Annotated in this window: 17 protein-coding genes, 7 tRNA genes and 1 other RNA gene; 15 read left to right on the top strand and 10 right to left on the bottom strand. The window is 36.0% G+C overall.

Annotated features, from left to right (window positions below; genetic code table 11):
- Positions 1 to 144 precede the first annotated feature (144 nt).
- From coaE to ruvB, 4 genes are all read right to left on the bottom strand, one after another.
- Positions 145 to 774, bottom strand: a complete 630-nt coding sequence (gene coaE, locus KYG33_RS12085; RefSeq protein WP_077418875.1) for a dephospho-CoA kinase — start codon at positions 772 to 774, stop codon at positions 145 to 147.
- A 9-nt stretch (positions 775 to 783) separates the two neighbouring features.
- The gene (locus KYG33_RS12080; protein ID WP_077418876.1) at positions 784 to 1650 is read right to left on the bottom strand and encodes an MBL fold metallo-hydrolase; all 867 of its coding nucleotides are present in this window, start codon (positions 1648 to 1650) and stop codon (positions 784 to 786) included.
- A gap of 13 nt (positions 1651 to 1663) precedes the next feature.
- Complete coding sequence (locus KYG33_RS12075; protein WP_232539011.1) at positions 1664 to 2233, bottom strand: FMN-binding negative transcriptional regulator; 570 nt, start codon at positions 2231 to 2233, stop codon at positions 1664 to 1666.
- A 91-nt stretch (positions 2234 to 2324) separates the two neighbouring features.
- Complete coding sequence (gene ruvB / locus KYG33_RS12070; RefSeq protein WP_047425136.1) at positions 2325 to 3347, bottom strand: Holliday junction branch migration DNA helicase RuvB; 1023 nt, start codon at positions 3345 to 3347, stop codon at positions 2325 to 2327.
- Between the two features lie 259 nt (positions 3348 to 3606).
- Here ruvB and hutI point away from each other — a divergent pair, with 259 nt between their 5' ends.
- From hutI to KYG33_RS12055, 3 genes are all read left to right on the top strand, one after another.
- A complete protein-coding gene (gene hutI / locus KYG33_RS12065) occupies positions 3607 to 4830 on the top strand; it encodes an imidazolonepropionase (RefSeq protein WP_219071814.1) in 1224 nt (407 codons plus the stop codon).
- Positions 4831 to 5187: 357 nt separating this feature from the next.
- The gene (hutG, locus tag KYG33_RS12060) at positions 5188 to 6108 is read left to right on the top strand and encodes a formimidoylglutamase (protein ID WP_077419353.1); all 921 of its coding nucleotides are present in this window, start codon (positions 5188 to 5190) and stop codon (positions 6106 to 6108) included.
- A gap of 136 nt (positions 6109 to 6244) precedes the next feature.
- Complete coding sequence (locus KYG33_RS12055) at positions 6245 to 7537, top strand: aldehyde dehydrogenase family protein (protein WP_180564665.1); 1293 nt, start codon at positions 6245 to 6247, stop codon at positions 7535 to 7537.
- Between the two features lie 171 nt (positions 7538 to 7708).
- Here KYG33_RS12055 and pyk read toward each other — a convergent pair whose 3' ends face one another.
- The 6 genes from pyk to ssrA all read right to left on the bottom strand — a co-directional run bounded on the left by pyk (position 7709) and on the right by ssrA (position 13002).
- Positions 7709 to 9154 (bottom strand): pyruvate kinase, encoded by a 1446-nt coding sequence (gene pyk, locus KYG33_RS12050; protein ID WP_077419354.1) that lies wholly within the window; start codon positions 9152 to 9154, stop codon positions 7709 to 7711.
- Complete coding sequence (locus tag KYG33_RS12045) at positions 9147 to 9620, bottom strand: IPExxxVDY family protein (RefSeq protein ID WP_047386079.1); 474 nt, start codon at positions 9618 to 9620, stop codon at positions 9147 to 9149. The genes pyk and KYG33_RS12045 overlap by 8 nt, the downstream gene beginning before the upstream one ends.
- The gene (gene rnc / locus KYG33_RS12040; RefSeq protein ID WP_077418880.1) at positions 9598 to 10362 is read right to left on the bottom strand and encodes a ribonuclease III; all 765 of its coding nucleotides are present in this window, start codon (positions 10360 to 10362) and stop codon (positions 9598 to 9600) included. Before rnc ends, KYG33_RS12045 begins: the two co-directional genes overlap by 23 nt.
- A gap of 9 nt (positions 10363 to 10371) precedes the next feature.
- On the bottom strand, positions 10372 to 11616 hold the full coding sequence (gene fabF / locus KYG33_RS12035) for a beta-ketoacyl-ACP synthase II (protein ID WP_077418881.1): 1245 nt from the start codon (positions 11614 to 11616) through the stop codon (positions 10372 to 10374).
- 34 nt (positions 11617 to 11650) lie between these two features.
- Entirely contained in the window at positions 11651 to 11890 is a 240-nt protein-coding gene (locus KYG33_RS12030) for an acyl carrier protein (protein WP_002976354.1), read from the bottom strand.
- Positions 11891 to 12603: 713 nt separating this feature from the next.
- Positions 12604 to 13002: a transfer-messenger RNA gene (gene ssrA, locus KYG33_RS12025) on the bottom strand.
- A 270-nt stretch (positions 13003 to 13272) separates the two neighbouring features.
- Between ssrA and rpsU the strand changes: the two genes are divergently transcribed.
- The 12 genes from rpsU (at position 13273) to KYG33_RS11965 (ending at position 18008) form a co-directional block, all read left to right on the top strand.
- Positions 13273 to 13470, top strand: a complete 198-nt coding sequence (rpsU, locus tag KYG33_RS12020) for a 30S ribosomal protein S21 (protein WP_047379266.1) — start codon at positions 13273 to 13275, stop codon at positions 13468 to 13470.
- 78 nt (positions 13471 to 13548) lie between these two features.
- A complete protein-coding gene (locus KYG33_RS12015) occupies positions 13549 to 14436 on the top strand; it encodes a tyrosine-type recombinase/integrase (protein WP_219073262.1) in 888 nt (295 codons plus the stop codon).
- Entirely contained in the window at positions 14433 to 14723 is a 291-nt protein-coding gene (locus KYG33_RS12010) for an HPF/RaiA family ribosome-associated protein (RefSeq protein WP_047386085.1), read from the top strand. Before KYG33_RS12015 ends, KYG33_RS12010 begins: the two co-directional genes overlap by 4 nt.
- A gap of 109 nt (positions 14724 to 14832) precedes the next feature.
- Positions 14833 to 14906, top strand: a tRNA-Thr gene (locus tag KYG33_RS12005).
- Between the two features lie 19 nt (positions 14907 to 14925).
- A tRNA-Tyr gene (locus KYG33_RS12000) sits at positions 14926 to 15006 on the top strand.
- A gap of 88 nt (positions 15007 to 15094) precedes the next feature.
- Positions 15095 to 15167: transfer RNA gene (locus tag KYG33_RS11995), tRNA-Gly, on the top strand.
- 89 nt (positions 15168 to 15256) lie between these two features.
- A tRNA-Thr gene (locus tag KYG33_RS11990) sits at positions 15257 to 15330 on the top strand.
- 20 nt (positions 15331 to 15350) lie between these two features.
- A tRNA-Tyr gene (locus tag KYG33_RS11985) sits at positions 15351 to 15431 on the top strand.
- An 86-nt stretch (positions 15432 to 15517) separates the two neighbouring features.
- Positions 15518 to 15590: transfer RNA gene (locus KYG33_RS11980), tRNA-Gly, on the top strand.
- A 41-nt stretch (positions 15591 to 15631) separates the two neighbouring features.
- Positions 15632 to 15703, top strand: a tRNA-Thr gene (locus KYG33_RS11975).
- Positions 15704 to 15962: 259 nt separating this feature from the next.
- Positions 15963 to 16643, top strand: a complete 681-nt coding sequence (locus KYG33_RS11970; protein ID WP_047379264.1) for a response regulator transcription factor — start codon at positions 15963 to 15965, stop codon at positions 16641 to 16643.
- Complete coding sequence (locus KYG33_RS11965; protein ID WP_077418883.1) at positions 16644 to 18008, top strand: ATP-binding protein; 1365 nt, start codon at positions 16644 to 16646, stop codon at positions 18006 to 18008.
- The last annotated feature ends 23 nt before the right edge of the window (positions 18009 to 18031 follow it).

Genomic DNA, 18031 nt, shown 5'->3' with positions numbered 1-18031 from the left:
TTAATCAATAGTGTATATGTTATCTCTAATGAAGATAATGGAAATATCATCCAAAAGAAATTTATAAAGGAATAATACAAAAAGCCCTCAAAAAAATGAGGGCTTTTTTATTTTTAAGCGAGAAAATAATCTTTAGGAATATTTCTATTCAATGGCAAAGATTACTTTTTCGGTCTGTTCTTTTAATTCTTGCAGATTGGTATTGTTGTAGATGATACAATCTGCCATTTTAATTTTATCCCTTTCAGGCATCTGTTTTTCCATAACAGCCTCTACTTCACGATAGGTTTTATTATCTCTATCCATTACTCTTTTAGCCCTGATATTATCCTCAGCTGTTACCAAAAGAGATTTATAACATTGTCTGTTAAGTTTTAGTTCAAACAATAATGCAGTTTCTTTGAAAACCAAATATTTGCTTTGCCTACTTACCCAATCTTCAAAATCAATTCGTACAGCAGGGTGTATGATTTCATTTAATTGCTCGAGAATATCACTATTGTTGAAAACCTTACTGGCAACGAATTTTCTGTCATACAATCCATTTTCATCATAAGATTCTTCGCCAAGAAGTTCCTTGATCTTTATTTTCAGATCTTCATTCTCATTGACGATTGCCTTTGCTCTTTCATCGGAATAATAAACCGGAAATCCGAATTCCTCTATAAAGCGGGCTACTGTAGTTTTTCCAGAGCCAATTCCGCCTGTTAAACCTATGATCTTGGGTGCTGGTTCCGGTTCAGCCTGTTGTGTTTCTGAATGTAATTCTTCCATGATTTAAAATTAATATCCAAAAACATCATTAAAGGTAAACGTCTCATCAAGTCTTACCCCTTTGTCGGTCATTTTAAGACTTGCCAGCTCATTGTGAGCATCATGTTCAAAGAATAATAAATATTCGTTATCTACACACTGCTTTAGGAATTTTCCCTTTTCTTCCAATGTTAAAAGAGGTCTGGTATCATACCCCATCACATATACCTGGTTGATATGTCCTGCTGTAGGAATAAGATCTGCAGCAAAAACGACTGTTTTTTCCTGGTATTGAATGACCGGAAGCATTTGTTTTTCTGTATGTCCATCCACAAAGATGACATCCATCTTCAGATCAGGAGCAAAACCGTAATTTCCGGTAGTAGGAAGCGGTAAAAAATTAAGCTGGCCACTTTCCTGTATCGGCATAATATTTTCCTTCAGGAAACTTGCTTTTTCTCTCGCATTAGGTTCTGTTGCCCATTGCCAGTGATTTTCATTAGTCCAGAAATTAGCATTTTTGAAAGCGGGCCTGTATCCGGTTCTGTCATCATTCCATTCTATAGCACCACCACAGTGATCGAAGTGAAGGTGGGTAAGGAATACATCCGTAATATCCTCCTTTATAAAACCGTATTTCTTTAGATTTTTATCAAGAGTATCATCTCCAAAAAGAGAATAATGCCCGAAAAATTTATCATCCTGTTTATTTCCAAGACCGCAGTCTACCAGGATTAGTTTTTTTCCGTCTTCAATAAGCAGGGAACGTGTTCCCAGTTCGATTAAGTTTTTTTCGTCTGCCGGGTTTGTTTTTTCCCACAGACTCTTCGGGACGACTCCGAACATAGCACCGCCGTCCAGTTTAAATTTTCCACATTGTATTGGATATAACTTCATATGTATATTTTGATTATTTTTTTATTGCTTTCATTTTCTCCGCAATTTTTTTTGCGTTATCATCAGAACCCTCAAGATGATTGATAATATTTTCATAATCAGTCTCTTTTCTGTTCTGAGAAAGTTTTTGCTTGATAAATATTTCGTTAGGAATTATTTTAATGCCAAAAGCACCCTTCATTTCCTTTTCCACGAATTCTTTTCCCATATCCTTCACCATCATCGGGCATTGCTGAATTTTTTCATATTTGGAAGTTAATTTATCCAAATGAGCATAAAGCTCATCATGATTCATCAGTTCAATCTTTCCATAGATCTGTACTGCTTCATAATTCCAGGTGGAAACATTAATATGATCGTACCAGCTGCTGGATATGTAAGTGTGGGCTCCTAAAAAATCACAAAGAGCCTCATCTCCGTTTTTTAAGGTTTTCGCCTGTGGGTTAGCTCTCGAAATATGAGTTTCAATATAAGCATTTTCCGGATCATCTTCATTTAACATCATCATAGCATGGGTCGCTCGGATCTTGTCAACAGAAGAAATCAATAAAGCAAAAGAATTTTCTTTGATAATCTCTCTCATCAAATTGTAATCTTCGCTTCTGTATAATTTGGGTATAAACATAAACTAATAAACTCTCATTAACCTAAACCTTAAACCTTGAATCTTTGAACTAAAAAAGTTCACCCGGATTTTTAGGTCTGGTAATATTTAAATGTTTGTAAGCTTTGTCAGTAACTTCTCTTCCTCTCGGAGTTCTGATAATAAATCCTTCCTGAATCAAAAATGGCTCATAAACTTCTTCCAGTGTTTCAGGATTTTCAGCAATAGAGGTGGCCAAAGCAGAAATACCAACTGGTTTTCCTTTAAAATTTTCAATCATAACACGCATGATCTTATTATCCATTTCATCCAATCCAAATTCATCCACATTGAGAGAGTTCAGCGCATATTTTGTAATATTGATCTCAATTTCACCGTTCCCTTTGATCTCCGCGAAATCACGTACCCTTCTCAATAATGCATTGGCAATCCTTGGGGTTCCACGACTTCTTCTAGCAATTTCTATCGCTGCATCTTCGTAAATAACAACTCCCAGAACCCTTGCACTTCGTTGGATAATCGTAGACAAAAGTTCAATAGAATAATACTCCAGTCTGCTTTGAATCCCGAATCGGGCAAGCATAGGTTTGGTAAGCATTCCGCTTCTTGTAGTTGCTCCCACCAGAGTAAAAGGATTCAGCCCAATCTGCACACTTCTGGCATTAGGACCTGTTTCCAGCATGATGTCAATCTTATAATCTTCCATTGCGGAATACAGATATTCCTCTACAACAGGAGAAAGACGGTGAATTTCATCAATGAAAAGGACATCATTTTCTTCCAGATTTGTTAATAAACCAGCTAAACTTCCGGGTTTATCCAATACAGGACCAGAAGTAATCTTACAGTTCACTCCAAGCTCATTGGCAATAATATTGGCTAAAGTGGTTTTACCAAGTCCCGGCGGACCATGCAATAAGACATGATCTAATGCTCCTCCGCGTCTTTTCGCAGCGGTAACAAAAACTTCAAGGTTCTCCAGCGTTTTTCTCTGCCCCGCAAAATCTTTAAAGCTCTGGGGACGGATCTGTTCTTCCTGCATCAGCTCCTCGCGTGAGTAGTTTTCCTTATCTGGATGTAAAAAATCTGGCATTAATTCATTTCATTTACCTCAAAGATAGCAAATTTAGACTAAGGTTGAAGGGCAGATTGAGAAAAGGTTAAGATTGATGCTGAGTTTACGCTAAGGTTAAAAATGAGAACAGCTAAGATTTAAATAATTGGGATATTTTAAGTATTTTTGAGAGGAGAAATTATTGATAAAAATTATTGAAATTTTGATTGTTTAGAAGACAGGTGTTGATAATAAATGAATCAGCCTCAATCTGAATATTAGTATTAACTTTAAACTCATGAAATTAATAGGACCATTTAAGCAGGTGGTAACGCTTGCTAACTTACCATTAAGAGGAAAACTTTCCGATGAACAACTTGAAATTATTGTAGACGGAGGAATTGTAATAGAACAGAATATCATTCATAAAGTTGGAAATTTTGAAACATTAAAAGCAGAAAATCCTACCATAAAAATCGAAAACATCGAGGGAGAGCAGATTGTTCTTCCTGCTTTTGTAGATTCACATACCCATATCTGTTTCGGAGGAAACCGTGCCAATGATTTTGCGATGCGTAATGCAGGGAAAACCTATCTGGAAATCGCTGAAAGCGGTGGTGGAATCTGGAGTTCTGTGCAGCATACAAGAAATGCATCAGAAGAAGAATTGCTGAAAACTTTAATAGAAAGAATCAACTTTTTGGTTGATTTAGGAATTACCACTATTGAAGTGAAGAGCGGCTACGGACTGGATATAGAAAATGAGCTGAAGATGCTTAGAATTATTAAAAAAGCACAGAATGAAACTAAAGCTACTTTAGTTCCTACCTGTCTTTCGGCTCATTTAAAGCCTAGAGATTTTGAAGGAAACAATCCTGAATATCTTGAGTATATCATTACTGAAATTTTACCAAAAGTAAAAGAAGAAGAATTGGCGAATAGAGTAGACATCTTTATCGAAAAGTCTGCATTCCAGCCTGAAGAAAGTAAAGAATTCTTGCTTAAAGCAAAAGCATTAGGTTTTGAGATTACCGTTCATGCAGATCAGTTTACGCCAGGAAGCTCAAGAATTGCAGTAGAGGTGGGAGCTGCATCTGCAGACCATTTAGAAGCAACTATTGATGAGGATATCGATTTTTTGGCTAAGTCTGATACCGTAGCAACAGCACTTCCCGGAGCAAGCTTAGGACTAGGAGAAAAATTTACTCCTGCAAGAAAATTATTAGATGCAGGAGCTATTGTAGCGATTGCAAGTGACTGGAATCCTGGATCAGCGCCGATGGGAAATTTAATTACCCAGGCTTCTATCTTAGCCACTTTCCAGAAACTGAGCACTGCTGAAGTGTTGGCAGGAATGACTTTCCGTGCAGCTTATGCCCTTAATCTTGAGGATAGAGGACAGTTGAAAACAGGGAAAAAAGCAGATTTTGTCACTTTCAAAACCAATAACTTCCAAAATGTACTGTATAATCAAGGAAGCTTGAATGCGGAACATGTTTATATTGATGGGATTTCAATATAAAATTTACTATTTTGAAAGCTATTAAAAATTTGATAATTTATTTGGTACTACTCATAGTATCTTTAAATGTGATTACTTTTTTGCAGTCTTTTTGGAATTATAGGAATTTGATCGAAGGGGAAAAACAGTTTTTAGAAATATTTTATTCCGGATTTCTTTTTATAGCTTTTCTAGCGATAGTACTATTATCTTTTTACTTTTTTTTCATGATCATATTTTGTATTTTTCAAATAATGAAAAGTGTATACGCTTCCTTGATTAGAAAAAGTAAACAATAAAAAAACTGGGATAACAATTAAAAATAGTTTGATTTGATTGAACTTTAAAGAAACAATATACAAATTGAAATTATTAATGATGAGTAATATTTGGCAAGGCAGATTGGACGGAGAAGAACTTCTCCATCACAGAATATTTCAAAGAGTAAAAGAAGAACGTAACTACGATAATATCGCAACGGATGACTTCGTACTGCATGGTTTTGCTGTAGATGAAGGAGTAAGGCGAAATAAAGGCCGTCAGGGAGCTAAGGACGCACCTGATGTAATCAGAAAAAACATGTCCAATTTCCCGGTGATTCTTCCTGACTTTTCAATGCTGGATTTTGGGAATATTACCTGTGACGATGGTAATCTGGAAAATACGCAGAACAATCTTGCTAAAAATGTTTCAAAAGTACTTTTAAAAGGCGGAAAATCCCTTGTATTGGGTGGAGGCCATGAGGTTACATATGCTCATTATTTAGGAGTCAAAACAGCTTTTCCGGAGCAAAAAATAGGGATTATTAATCTTGATGCCCATTTTGATAACAGACAGCCGGAAAAAGGAGTAGGGGCAAGCTCAGGAACCGGATTCTGGCAGATTGCTCAGGAAGGTCCTATCAATTCTCTGCATATTGGAATTCAGAGAAACTCCAATACACTGAAGCTATTTGATACTGCTCATCAGTACGGAATGAAATATATTCTGGCTGATGAACTTTTTTTTGAAAACCTTCCGTCAATCTATCAGCGTATTGACGAATTATTGGATACGGTAGATTATGCCTATCTTACAATTTGTATGGATGTCTTTAATGCATCTGTCGCTCCCGGAGTTTCGGCTGCAGCGTATAACGGAATCTTTGCGGATCCGACCTTTATGCATTTTTACAGGCATATCTTAAAAAATAAAAAATTGGTTGCAATGGATGTAGCGGAAGTTAATCCTTCTTTCGATATCCAGGACCGAACAGCAAGACTGGCAGCATGTCTTGTGAATGAATGGCTAATGATTTAAGATAAAGCTATATTCTTCCGATAGAGAAAATCATTATTTTATTGACCTTTAAGGAATGAAATTTGCTGATTTCACCGTGCTTTTAAAACAAAAGCGCTCATAAATTCATTAGCTGAATTTAAAACAGATTTATATTATGGAACAATTAATTGAAAGCAAGCTTATTAAAGCAGATAAAGCGTTTTCAGTGTGGAGAAAAGTGCCGTTTGAGGAAAGGCAGAAGTTAATTGCAAAAGCAGCAGAAATTTTAAAGAATAATTCAGAGAGATTTGGTAGAATAATTACAACAGAAATGAATAAGCCCATTTCAGAATCAATAGCTGAAGTGGAAAAGTGTGCTTTAATGATGAATTATTATGCCGCTGCTGATAATATTTTGAAACCAGAAAAAGTAGAATCTGAATTTGCTTATTCTGAAGTTCATTACGCTCCGAAAGGAGTGATTTTAGGAGTAATGCCATGGAATTTTCCTTTTTGGCAGGTATTGAGATTTGCTACTCCTGCAATTTTAGCTGGAAATACAATTGTTTTGAAGCATGCTTCAATTTGTTTCGGAAGCGGAAATGCAATTGAAGATGTTCTTTTGGAAGCAGGTTTTCCGGAAGGTGTTTTCCAGAATCTTGAAGTAGGACACAAAGCAGTAAAGGAAATTCTTGAGCATGATGCTGTAAGAGGGGTAAGTCTTACAGGAAGTGGAAAAGCCGGCGGTGAAGTAGCGTCAATAGCTGGTTTAAATATCAAAAAATCTTTGCTTGAATTAGGTGGAAGTGATGCATTTATCATTTTTGATGATGCAGATCTGGAAGCAGCAGCAAAAGCTGGAGTAAAATCCAGACTTCAAAACTGTGGACAAACCTGTACTGCGGCTAAAAGATTTATCATTGACGAAAAAATCGAAAATGAGTTTCTCCCTATATTCATTGAAGAATATAAAAAATATGAAATTGGAGATCCCTTAGATAAAGAAACCAAATTGGCAGGAATGGCAAGACCTGACCTGGCTGATGAGTTGGAAGCTCAATTCAACAGAGCGTTGGAAAATGGTGCAGAAATCATTATTCCTCTGGAAAGAATTTCAGAAAATGAATTTAAGCCAGGCTTAATCAGAGTTCAGGAAGGAAATCCAATTTTAAAGGAAGAGCTTTTCGGACCTCTTGGTATGGTTATGATTGCAAAAAATGATGAAGAAGCCTTACAAATGGCTAATGATATTCCTTTTGGGCTTTCCAATTCTGTATGGACAAAAAATAAAGACCGCCAATTATTCTTCATTGAAAACCTTGAATCAGGAACAGTCAATATCAACAGAATGACAAGCTCTGATCCGCGTTTTCCGTTTGGAGGATCAAAAGCTTCAGGATATGGAACAGAATTATCCCTGTTGGCTTTAAAAGAATTCGTGACAGCTAAGACTATTGTAGGTAATTAAGATGTGTAAATGTCATTCCGAGGAATCTCAGAGATTTTTCACTTCACTCCGTTTTGTTCAGAATGGCAAACGAACATTTATAAGTTAAGAGTAGACTTTACACTATAAACAAAAACTCCCGGAAATCATTTCCAGGAGTTTTTTATATGTTTTTTACAAAAGTAATTTTGCTTATACTGTCGTCAATCTCAGCGTATTCGTTTTTCCACCTTCGTATGATGGAGTAGCATTGATATTGATTACAAAGTCTCCGGTTTCAATATAACCGTAGTTATGAGTCAGCATATTTACCTGGATGATTGTTTCATCAGTAGATTTCTTCATATCATAATAGTATGCGTGAACACCCCAAAGAAGGTTCAGCATGGTAATCACTCTTTTGTTACCACTATATACAATGATATGAGAGTTTGGTCTGTGTGCTGCAAGCTGGAAAGCAGTGTAACCAGAGTGAGTAAGCGTCACAATAGCAGAAACGTTTGTTGTTTTAGCAATTCTTACCGCTGCAAGACAAACCCTGTTTGTAATGAATCTCTCATCAATACAGTTATAATCTTTTTCGATTGGCTCATTTTTGTGTTGGTAAAAATGAGTGGTCTCGATATTCTTTACGATTTTAGCCATATTTTCCACTACCTGTACCGGATATCTGCCTACAGAAGTTTCTCCGGAAAGCATTACTGCATCAGCTCCGTCCAATACAGAGTTGGCAACGTCATTTACTTCTGCTCTTGTTGGTGTCAAACTGTTGATCATGGTCTCCATCATCTGGGTAGCGATAATCACCGGCTTAGAATAGAATCTTGCTTTTTCTACCAGGTTTTTCTGGATCGCAGGAACTTCTTCCATTGGAACTTCTACTCCAAGATCCCCACGAGCTACCATTAATCCATCACATTCAAGAAGGATTTCCTCAATATTTTTAACGCCTTCAGGCTTTTCAATCTTCGCAATAATCGGAGTCTTGAATTTACCATTTGGATGCGCTTTGATAAGCTCCTTCAAGTCGATAATATCCTGAGCATGACGAACAAATGATAAGGCAATCCAGTCAACCTCCATGTCAAGCATGAAATTGGCATCCTGAATATCTTTTTCTGTCAATGCAGGAAGAGATACATTCGTATTAGGTAGGTTCACTCCTTTTTTAGAACTTAACGGACCTCCTTGAATGGTTTTTGCTTTTACGGTATCTATTTCATTGGTTTCGATAACTTCCAGCATTAGTTTTCCATCATCAATAAGGATTCTTTCTCCTACTTTTACATCTTGTGGAAACTGTTGGTAAGTCATATACACCTTAGTGGAATCTCCCTCCATCTTTTCATTGGTAAAAGTAAGAATATCACCTGGATTCAGGTAAGATCCTTCCTTTACAACTCCCACTCTCAGCTTAGGCCCTTGAAGATCTCCCAGGATTCCTACTGAATAACCATACTCGCTGTTTAGCTCTCTAATTATTTCAATATTGTTTCGAACTAAGTCGTAATCTGCATGGGAAAAATTTATTCTGAAAATATCAACACCCGCTTTCATTAAATCTAACATTACCTCCTTCGATGACGAAGCAGGCCCTAGTGTTGCGATAATTTTTGTCTTCTTTAAATACTTATTCATAATACTGGATAATTTGATAAAGTTCTTCATCAGAACTCAGTGTATAATCTTGAATTGGAAACACAAGATTTTCAGGGAGCAAAATTACGGAAAAATCAGGAAACTGTTCCGAACTATGCAGAATATATTCCACATCTACCTGATTATTTAATAAAAATTTAATGTTTTCTTCTTCTGTAAAGAGTTCTGTCTGAACTTTTTTTTGCTTACTTTCAGAAGATTTATTTGAAATAAAGGTAAAACAGGTCCTGGAAAACTTGTGATAGGCCTCAAATCGTGGAAAAAAATAATCATAATATCCTCCATGAAAGACAAGATCTTTTTTTCGTGAAAAACTGAGATTGTTGGCTTGATTTATTTTGTAAAAAAACTCATGAGCAGGTACATCTTTTGCTAATCTTACCAATCCTATGGTAATATCTTCAAATTCTATATCATCAAGATCATAAAGTTTTTGAATTTCCAAGTATATTTTCTTTTTTATTTAAAATATAAAATGCCCTTTGTGCTGCCTTTTCCTCTGCTTTTTTCTTGGAAGTTTCTGTTGCATTAGCAATTTTTCCTTCACCCAGCCACACGTGACATCGGAATACCACAGATTTATTAGCTTGTATTTCTTCGCAGGTTTCGTATTTTATATTGACCTTCTTCTTTTGGCTCCATTCGAGCAGTAGACCTTTATAGCTTACAATTTTGTTTTCAAGCTTATTGATTTCAGAAGGGGTCAGCAATTTTTCCAAAATAATCCTTTTACAGGTATCATAATGGAAGTCTAAATAAACGGCACCAATTAGGGCTTCGAATAAATTTCCGGAGATATTCTCGCCCAAAGCAGAAGAACTGTTTTGCTTTTGCAAAAGGTTGGTAAGCTTAAGGTCTTCGCCTAATTTATTGAGGTTTTTCCTATTAACAATCTTAGATTTCATTTGGGTCAGATATCCCTCATTAGCCTGAGGATAGGTCTGGAACAAATGACAAGAAATAATTGTACCCAAAACAGAATCTCCCAAAAATTCAAGCCTTTCGTAGTTGCTGTCTTGATTTTTAGAAGAATTTTTCAAAGAAAAAGCTTCGCGGTAAAGAGCTATATTCTGTACCTCTGTACCTAACACTTTTTTAAGCTCGGTACTGAGAAAATACTCTCTCTCCGTTAATTGTCTTTTTCTTTTTTTGAGAAGGAATTTAGAAAAGTATTTCTGTAACTCCATTCATTGAATTTAGATTTTCTTAAATAGAACGCAAGCGTTATGCCCGCCAAATCCAAAAGTATTGCTCATGGCTACTTTTACATCTTTCTTCACAGCTGTGCTAAACGTAAAGTTTAGTCTGCTGTCAATATTTTCATCATCAGTAAAATGGTTGATGGTAGGAGGAACAATACCATGAATAATAGTTCCCAATGCAGCGATAGCTTCAATAACACCTGCAGCACCAAGAAGGTGGCCTGTCATTGATTTTGTAGAATTAATCTGAATGTCGTAAGCATGCTCGCCTAATAATCTTGAGATTGCATTGGATTCTGCGATGTCTCCTAATGGAGTAGAAGTACCATGCATATTGATATGATCTACTTCATCAGCAGTTAAACCTGCATCTTCCAGGCAACTCTTCATTACCAGATAAGCACCAAGGCCTTCAGGGTGAGGAGCAGTCATGTGATGTGCATCAGCACTTAGACCTCCTCCTAATAATTCTGCGTAAATTGTAGCACCACGTTTTACAGCGTGCTCATATTCTTCAAGAATAATACATCCTGCCCCTTCACCTAATACAAATCCATCTCTGTCTTTGTCAAAAGGTCTTGAAGCTGTTTTAGGATCATCATTTCTTGTCGAAAGTGCCATCATTGCATTAAATCCACCGACACCACTTGCTGTAACGGCTGCTTCAGAGCCTCCGCACACAATCACGTCTGCTTTTCCCAACTGGATCAGCATTTTGGAATCAATTATAGCGTTTGCTGAAGATGCACATGCAGATACGGTAGTGTAATTAGGTCCGTGGAAACCATACTCAATAGAGATATGTCCTGGAGTGATATCCGCAATCATTTTCGGAATAAAGAACGGGTTGAATCTCGGAATTTCCGTATTGGCCCATCCTAACACTTCAGTTTCAAAAGTCTCTAATCCTCCGATTCCGGAACCCCAGATTACTCCAACTCTGTTTTTATCTACATTGTCTTCAATAATTCCAGAATGTGCTACTGCTTCTCTGGCAGCAACAAGCCCCAATTGAGTGTTTCGGTCCATTTTTTTAGACTCTTTCTTGTCGAAATGCTGTAACGGATCGAAATTTTTCACTTCGCAAGCGAACTTCGTTTTAAAGTTTGTGGCATCAAAAAGAGTAATCGGAGCGGCACCGCTCTCACCTTTTACAAGATTTTCCCAGTATTCTTTTGCATTATTTCCTATTGGTGTTATTGCTCCAAATCCGGTTACAACTACTCTTTTTAATTCCATAAACTTTGTTTAATTTCTTTTTTGTTGAAGAATATTATTTATTTACTACTTCTTCGATGTAAGCGATAGCGTGCCCTACAGTAGTAATTTTTTCAGCTTGGTCATCAGGGATCTGAATATTAAATTCTTTTTCAAATTCCATGATTAACTCAACTGTATCTAGTGAATCAGCTCCTAAATCGTTAGTGAAGCTAGCTTCAGGAGTTACTTCTGTTTCTTCAACGTCAAGCTTATCCGCGATGATAGCTTTTACTCTTGATGCAATGTCTGACATAGTAAATTATTTTTTTAATTGTTAGATGGTGCAAATATATAAAATTCTTTACGATAAAACATTTTTTTAGCCTTTTTTGTGGACGAGAAGCTTTCATTTTAAATTGTGTCGCTTTAGTCTTTTAGTTTTCAGTAGGTTATAATTTGTTATGTATTGAGTGCTAGATTTCAAATTCAAATAAGCTGGAAGTATTTCAAAGGATACCTTTTTATAATATGAAAGTGATAGCAGAAATCGTAACACTTTGTATTAGTTTTTGTATTTGGAATTAGTAAGAAATTTGGAAAAAGCAAGATTAAATGTGCTCAAAGAGAAAGAATGATAAGCTAGGTGGGTAGATCCTTTTTTGCAGAAGCAATAGGGTTTAATGATAATATTTCATTTATTAGATATAACTTTTTAAGTTATTTCACAATGAAGTTTAAAAGGTGATGAAGAAATAGAATGGCTTAGGAATTATTTTGTGCAGGTCGTGCTAAACTATCTGAGATAAATTGGAATATACATAACTATACTCAATAGTGACACTGGAGAGCAGGTGATTGAAAGTCTTTTAATTCAAAAAATGGCAACTAATAGTGGTAGTGACTATGAAGAAGTTCGTTAAGTTCAGTTCGATTATAGTAGAGCTATTCGTCAAATTCACAATGATATTCTGAATCAGGTGTAGTAATAAAAAAAGAGAATCTGATTTTCCAGATTCTCTTTTATTTTAGTGGAGTTGGAGGGATTCGAACCCTCGTCCAAACAAGCAATACATAAGATTTCTACATGCTTATTCTACCATTGGTTTTCGACTGAAGGCAGAGGGCAGACACCCAACTTCCAGCTTATCTTCTAAAGTTTTCGAATTTTAGCCGAAGCTTCTAAAATCTTATTCCCGCATTCCTATATCTCAGGATCAAACGCCGCAGAACAGAGCATTTGTGAGATATCTTGCTTCCTTACTATCTTCAGGAAAACGCTTGATCTACTATACTTCGATATTAAGCTGCAAGAGCGAACTCTTCGTTGCCAGTTAAAATTTTGTAGCAAGGGATTATAGAGATCGCGCTACGGTTCTCTGCATGCTTACTTACCCATTGGTCTTGCTGTCGAAACCAGTCAACCCCATGAATAAAGTGAATGCAAAGGTAATGCTTTTTGTTTATATTTCATTAATATGGGTGTTTTTTTAATGAGAAGAGATTGTAAAATAAATAATTTGAAGCGGTTAGCAATTGAATGTTTAGTCATTGTGGATAAAAATATTATCATAGTTAAATGCTTTTAATACTGGGTTTGTAAAGGGTTTTTAAATGAAAGAGTAATTCTTTGTGGTAATATATTTTGTGTTTTAAGAAAAATTGTCTAGTTTTGCAATCCAAAATGAGATGTAAAATATGTTAATAATTCCAGTAAAAGATGGTGAATCCATCGACAGAGCTTTAAAAAAATACAAGAGAAAATTTGATAAAACAGGTACAGTTCGTCAATTAAGATCTAGACAAGCGTTTATCAAGCCTTCTGTAACTTTGAGACAATCAAGGTTAAAAGCTGCTTACAAACAAAGAGCACTTAGTAAAGAAGAGCAGGCTTAAGATTTTTTCTTAACCATATATTAATTCACTTCTTAAATTCTTATATTTGAGGAGTGAATTTTTATTTTTATACCTATGATGCTGGAAAAGTTTTTAGAATACTTACAATTCGAAAAAAGGTACTCTCCTCATACTGTTACAAGCTACAAAAAAGACCTTGAAGACTTCTCCCATTTCTTTCTCCGAACAGAGTCTTCTGACAATCTGGCCAAAGCAGACAAAAAAATCATCAGAAATTTCATTGTTGAACTGAGCGAAAACGATATTTCCAAAAGAAGTATCAACAGAAAATTATCTTCTCTCCGTGGTTTTTATCTTTTTCTTTTAAAAATAGGCGAAATTAAAGTTTCTCCCACCGAAGGTATCTCTTCCCTGAAGTTTTACGCTGAAAAACAAATCCCTATGTCTAAGGAGGAAATGACAGATCTTAATGACAGGATCTTTGAGCAGATGCATGATGTGCTTGAAAAATGCATCATGGAAGTTCTTTATCAGACAGGTATGCGTAAAGCGGAACTTTGTGGCCTGATATTTGAGCATGTTGATTTATATGAAAATGAATTAAGAGTCATAGGGAAAGGAAATAAAGAAAGGGTAATTCCTGTCTCCAATGAACTGTCTGAACTTCTTAAAAGCTATCTGGCGATAAGAAATCCGCAGACAGAATTTAAATCATATTTTTTTGTAAATAAGAAGGGGAAAAAACTCAACGAAAAATTTGTTTATGTGGTAGTTAATAAGTACCTTAGTCTTATAACAACGAAAGAAAAAAAAAGTCCTCACATCCTTCGTCACAGCTTTGCTACTCACGTATTGGATAATGGGGCGGAGATCTCCAAAGTGAAAAAAATATTAGGGCATTCCAGTCTTGCCAGTACTCAGGTCTATACGAATGCTAATATTGAACAATTGAAAAAAGTGTTTAATCAGGCTCACCCTCGAGCTTCAAAAAAAGAAGAATTATGAAGATTTCAGTACAATCAATTGGTTTAACTCCACACGAACCACTAGAGTCACACATTGACAAAAAAGTAAGTAAATTAGATACCTTCTATGACAAGATTCAGGAGTGTAAGGTATTTTTGAAAGTAGAAAATAACGCTGATAAAGTGAATAAAACAACTGAGCTTATTCTGGCGGTTCCGGGAGATGATATTGTAGTAAAAAAGACATCTGCAAGTTTTGAAGAAAGTCTAGACCTTTGTGTTGATACTGCTAAAAAGCTATTAATCAAGAAAAAAGAAATGGCGTAGAAAAAAAAGTTCAAAAAAGTTTATAAAAAATTTGAGAATTCAAAAAATCCGTTCTATATTTGCACTCGCAAAAAAGGAACAGCGATCTTTTGAATTCTTTTTTATATTTGCCTCCATAGCTCAGTTGGCCAGAGCACGTGATTTGTAATCTCGGGGTCGTGGGTTCGAATCCCTCTGGAGGCTCATAAAATATAAACTTTTTGGGGAGATTCCAGAGTGGCTAAATGGGACTGACTGTAACTCAGTTGCTTCGGCTTCGTAGGTTCGAATCCTGCTCTCCCCACTTTATATTTTTATAAAAAAAACTTGCAAGATTAAATAAGTTTTCTTAGTTTTGCACAGCGTTTACCAATGGTTTTGGAAACAAAATTGCGGAAGTAGCTCAGTTGGTAGAGCGTCAGCCTTCCAAGCTGAATGTCGCGGGTTCGACCCCCGTCTTCCGCTCAAAAAAATACCTCAATAAGAGTGATTTTTTTTAACACTGAAATGTGTAGAGTAGATTCTCTCAATCACTTTCAGTCTTTTATTAAAATGCCTCCATAGCTCAGTTGGCCAGAGCACGTGATTTGTAATCTCGGGGTCGTGGGTTCGAATCCCTCTGGAGGCTCATTTTAATATAAAATATCTGGGGAGATTCCAGAGTGGCTAAATGGGACTGACTGTAACTCAGTTGCTTCGGCTTCGTAGGTTCGAATCCTGCTCTCCCCACATTTTATATTATAATAAAACTTGCAAAATTAAATAAGTTTTCTTAGTTTTGCACAGCGTTTACCAATAGTTTTGGAAACAAAATTGCGGAAGTAGCTCAGTTGGTAGAGCGTCAGCCTTCCAAGCTGAATGTCGCGGGTTCGACCCCCGTCTTCCGCTCAAAAAAAATCACGCTACTTAGTGTGATTTTTTTAGTTGATGCCGACTTAGCTCAGCGGTAGAGTGCTTCCTTGGTAAGGAAGAGGTCACGGGTTCAAGTCCCGTAGTTGGCTCTCGATTTTCCCGAATTTCTTCGGGATTTTTTTTTACCCTATTTTTTGAAAATAAGAATGAAGTGATTGTGTTACTTAAGAAGTTTTATTGTTAAACACTTGCTTAAACAAAAGTGTAAATTGATTCCATTCCATTTTTTTCTCCAGATCATTTTTAATGTGTTAGGAGGAGGATATTGGGGTGGCGTGGAAATTTTTACTCAATCTTTAGAATCACAATCATAAAATTTTCGTTAAATTCGTGTAAAATAAATTTTTGATGAATATTCTTTTATTAGAAGATGATCTCATTCTGTCTGCAGAACTTTGCCGATTTTTAGAATCAAATAATTTTAACTGTGATAAAATCTACGACGGGGAAACTTTTCTCCGCCAGATAAAAAATAATACTTATGAGCTGTATTTGCTCGACATCAATGTTCCTAAAATAAATGGGCTTGATGTCTGCCAGACAATCCGTTCTTTTGATAAGAATACGCCAATCATTATCATTTCTGCCTATGGAGATATCTCTGATAAAAAGGATGCCTTCACCAGGCTGGCTGATGATTATCTGGTAAAACCTTTTCAGTTTGAAGAGCTTCTTTTAAGAATGAATTCACTGCTGAGAAGAAAAGCACCCTCCGATAATTCAGATCAGGATATTCTCAGAATTGATGATCTTATTATCAACAAGACCGAGCAGAAGGTCTATCGTGGAGGAAATGAAATCACCCTTACATTAAAAGAATTTCAGCTGCTGGTTTATCTTGCGGAAGCGCAGGGAAGAACGGTTTCAAAACAGCAGATCACAGAACATGTTTGGGAACATAATTTTAACACGAATACCAATACAGTTGAAGTTTATATCAATTTCCTAAGGAAAAAGATTGACAAAGACTTTAAAATAAAACTGATCCATACCCGTTCAGGTTTCGGATATTACCTTAGCCCATTATAAATGTCTTTAAAAAGAAAGATAGCCTTAACGATCAGTATCGCCTTTTCATTACTTTTTGGGATGGTAATGGCGGTCATTTATTTATCTTTTAACGATTTCAGAAGAGATGAATTTAAAGAACGCTTCAGGCAGAGACTTGAATTTACTTCCCATTTCATTTCAAAATCAAAAGACTTTGAGGAGGAAGCTCCGGTTTTCTTTAATGAAAATTCAGATAACATTCTTTTGAATGAAAAGATTTTAATTTTCAATGAAAAAAAAGAGCTGATCTACAGTACCATCAAGGACCGCAATGTCACCTGGGACAGTGCGATGCTTAAAGAACTGGATAAAAAGAAGATTATCTATACGGAAAGAACAGTTCCGGAGATCTATGCCGCACTCAGGACTATTAATGGTGAAAACTATTATATTCTTACCAGTGCCTTTGATACCAATGGAAAATCGAAGCTGGGGTTTCTGAAATACCTTTTGATTACCGCTTATGCCATGAGTACCCTTCTTATTGGCTTTTTCAGTTATTATTTTGTTGAAAAATTCCTTCGTCCGCTGGAAGACCTGAACAAAGAGATTTCTGAAGTGACGGCCCATAAACTTACAACACAGATACCTGTTGAGCAGTCTAATGATGAAGTCAGTGTGCTGGCAAAATCATTTAATACAATGATCGGAAGGCTGGATGACGTATTTCAGTCACAAAAGGATTTTACGGCAAGTGCTTCCCATGAGATCAGGACCCCTATAACAAGAATGGCATTTCAGCTGGAGAACCTCATAAAATTTGAAGAACATTCCCCGGAAACCCTGTCTTCTTTACAACAGATTCAGCGGGATGTATATCAATTGTCAGATTTGACGAATTCACTTTTGCTGCTTACAAAATTTGATAAAGAAAATATTCAGAGTATTTATGAAGAGGTAAGGATTGATGAAGCCATCTTTGAGGCTTTTGAAGCGGTAGAGAAAAGTTATCCACAGCTTAAGCTGGATTTTCTGATTAATGAAGAGAGTTCCGAAAATGCTTTTCTGATGATAAAGGGAATTCAATCGCTATTGGTCATTGTCTTTATTAATCTCTTTAAAAATGCAGCAGTATATTCTGACAATTCAGAAGTGAATGTCTTGATTACCGAAACGAATGATACCCTTTCTGTAGAAGTTCTTTCTCATGGGAATACTATTTCCGAAGATGAGCAGACCAAACTGTTTGAAGCTTTCACTAGAGGAAATAATGCTCAGAATATTGCGGGATCAGGTTTAGGACTTAGAATTGTCAAAAGGATTCTGGAATATCATGATGCTGATATCATATATTCTTCCCCTCAGGAATATATTAATAAATTCACTCTAATTTTTAAGAAATAATATTCAAAAGCAACTGGTCTCAA

It is taken from the genome of Chryseobacterium sp. D764 (assembly GCF_019317325.1).
In the GTDB taxonomy this organism is placed as follows: Bacteria; Bacteroidota; Bacteroidia; order Flavobacteriales; family Weeksellaceae; genus Chryseobacterium.
The sequence above is the reverse complement of the archived record's forward strand: the minus strand, read 5'-3'. Positions and strand labels throughout refer to the sequence as shown.

Excerpts from the sequence above, each read along its gene's own strand:
- coaE (WP_077418875.1), bottom strand. The coding sequence starts at position 774 with ATGGAAGAATTACATTCAGAAACACAACAGGCTGAACCGGAACCAGCA.
- KYG33_RS12080 (WP_077418876.1), bottom strand. The coding sequence starts at position 1,650 with ATGAAGTTATATCCAATACAATGTGGAAAATTTAAACTGGACGGCGGT.
- KYG33_RS12075 (WP_232539011.1), bottom strand. The coding sequence starts at position 2,233 with ATGAGAGAGATTATCAAAGAAAATTCTTTTGCTTTATTGATTTCTTCT.
- ruvB (WP_047425136.1), bottom strand. The coding sequence starts at position 3,347 with ATGCCAGATTTTTTACATCCAGATAAGGAAAACTACTCACGCGAGGAG.
- hutI (WP_219071814.1), top strand. The coding sequence starts at position 3,607 with ATGAAATTAATAGGACCATTTAAGCAGGTGGTAACGCTTGCTAACTTA.
- hutG (WP_077419353.1), top strand. The coding sequence starts at position 5,188 with ATGAGTAATATTTGGCAAGGCAGATTGGACGGAGAAGAACTTCTCCAT.
- KYG33_RS12055 (WP_180564665.1), top strand. The coding sequence starts at position 6,245 with ATGGAACAATTAATTGAAAGCAAGCTTATTAAAGCAGATAAAGCGTTT.
- pyk (WP_077419354.1), bottom strand. The coding sequence starts at position 9,154 with ATGAATAAGTATTTAAAGAAGACAAAAATTATCGCAACACTAGGGCCT.
- rnc (WP_077418880.1), bottom strand. The coding sequence starts at position 10,362 with ATGGAGTTACAGAAATACTTTTCTAAATTCCTTCTCAAAAAAAGAAAA.
- fabF (WP_077418881.1), bottom strand. The coding sequence starts at position 11,616 with ATGGAATTAAAAAGAGTAGTTGTAACCGGATTTGGAGCAATAACACCA.
- KYG33_RS12030 (WP_002976354.1), bottom strand. The coding sequence starts at position 11,890 with ATGTCAGACATTGCATCAAGAGTAAAAGCTATCATCGCGGATAAGCTT.
- rpsU (WP_047379266.1), top strand. The coding sequence starts at position 13,273 with ATGTTAATAATTCCAGTAAAAGATGGTGAATCCATCGACAGAGCTTTA.
- KYG33_RS12015 (WP_219073262.1), top strand. The coding sequence starts at position 13,549 with ATGCTGGAAAAGTTTTTAGAATACTTACAATTCGAAAAAAGGTACTCT.
- KYG33_RS12010 (WP_047386085.1), top strand. The coding sequence starts at position 14,433 with ATGAAGATTTCAGTACAATCAATTGGTTTAACTCCACACGAACCACTA.
- KYG33_RS11970 (WP_047379264.1), top strand. The coding sequence starts at position 15,963 with ATGAATATTCTTTTATTAGAAGATGATCTCATTCTGTCTGCAGAACTT.
- KYG33_RS11965 (WP_077418883.1), top strand. The coding sequence starts at position 16,644 with ATGTCTTTAAAAAGAAAGATAGCCTTAACGATCAGTATCGCCTTTTCA.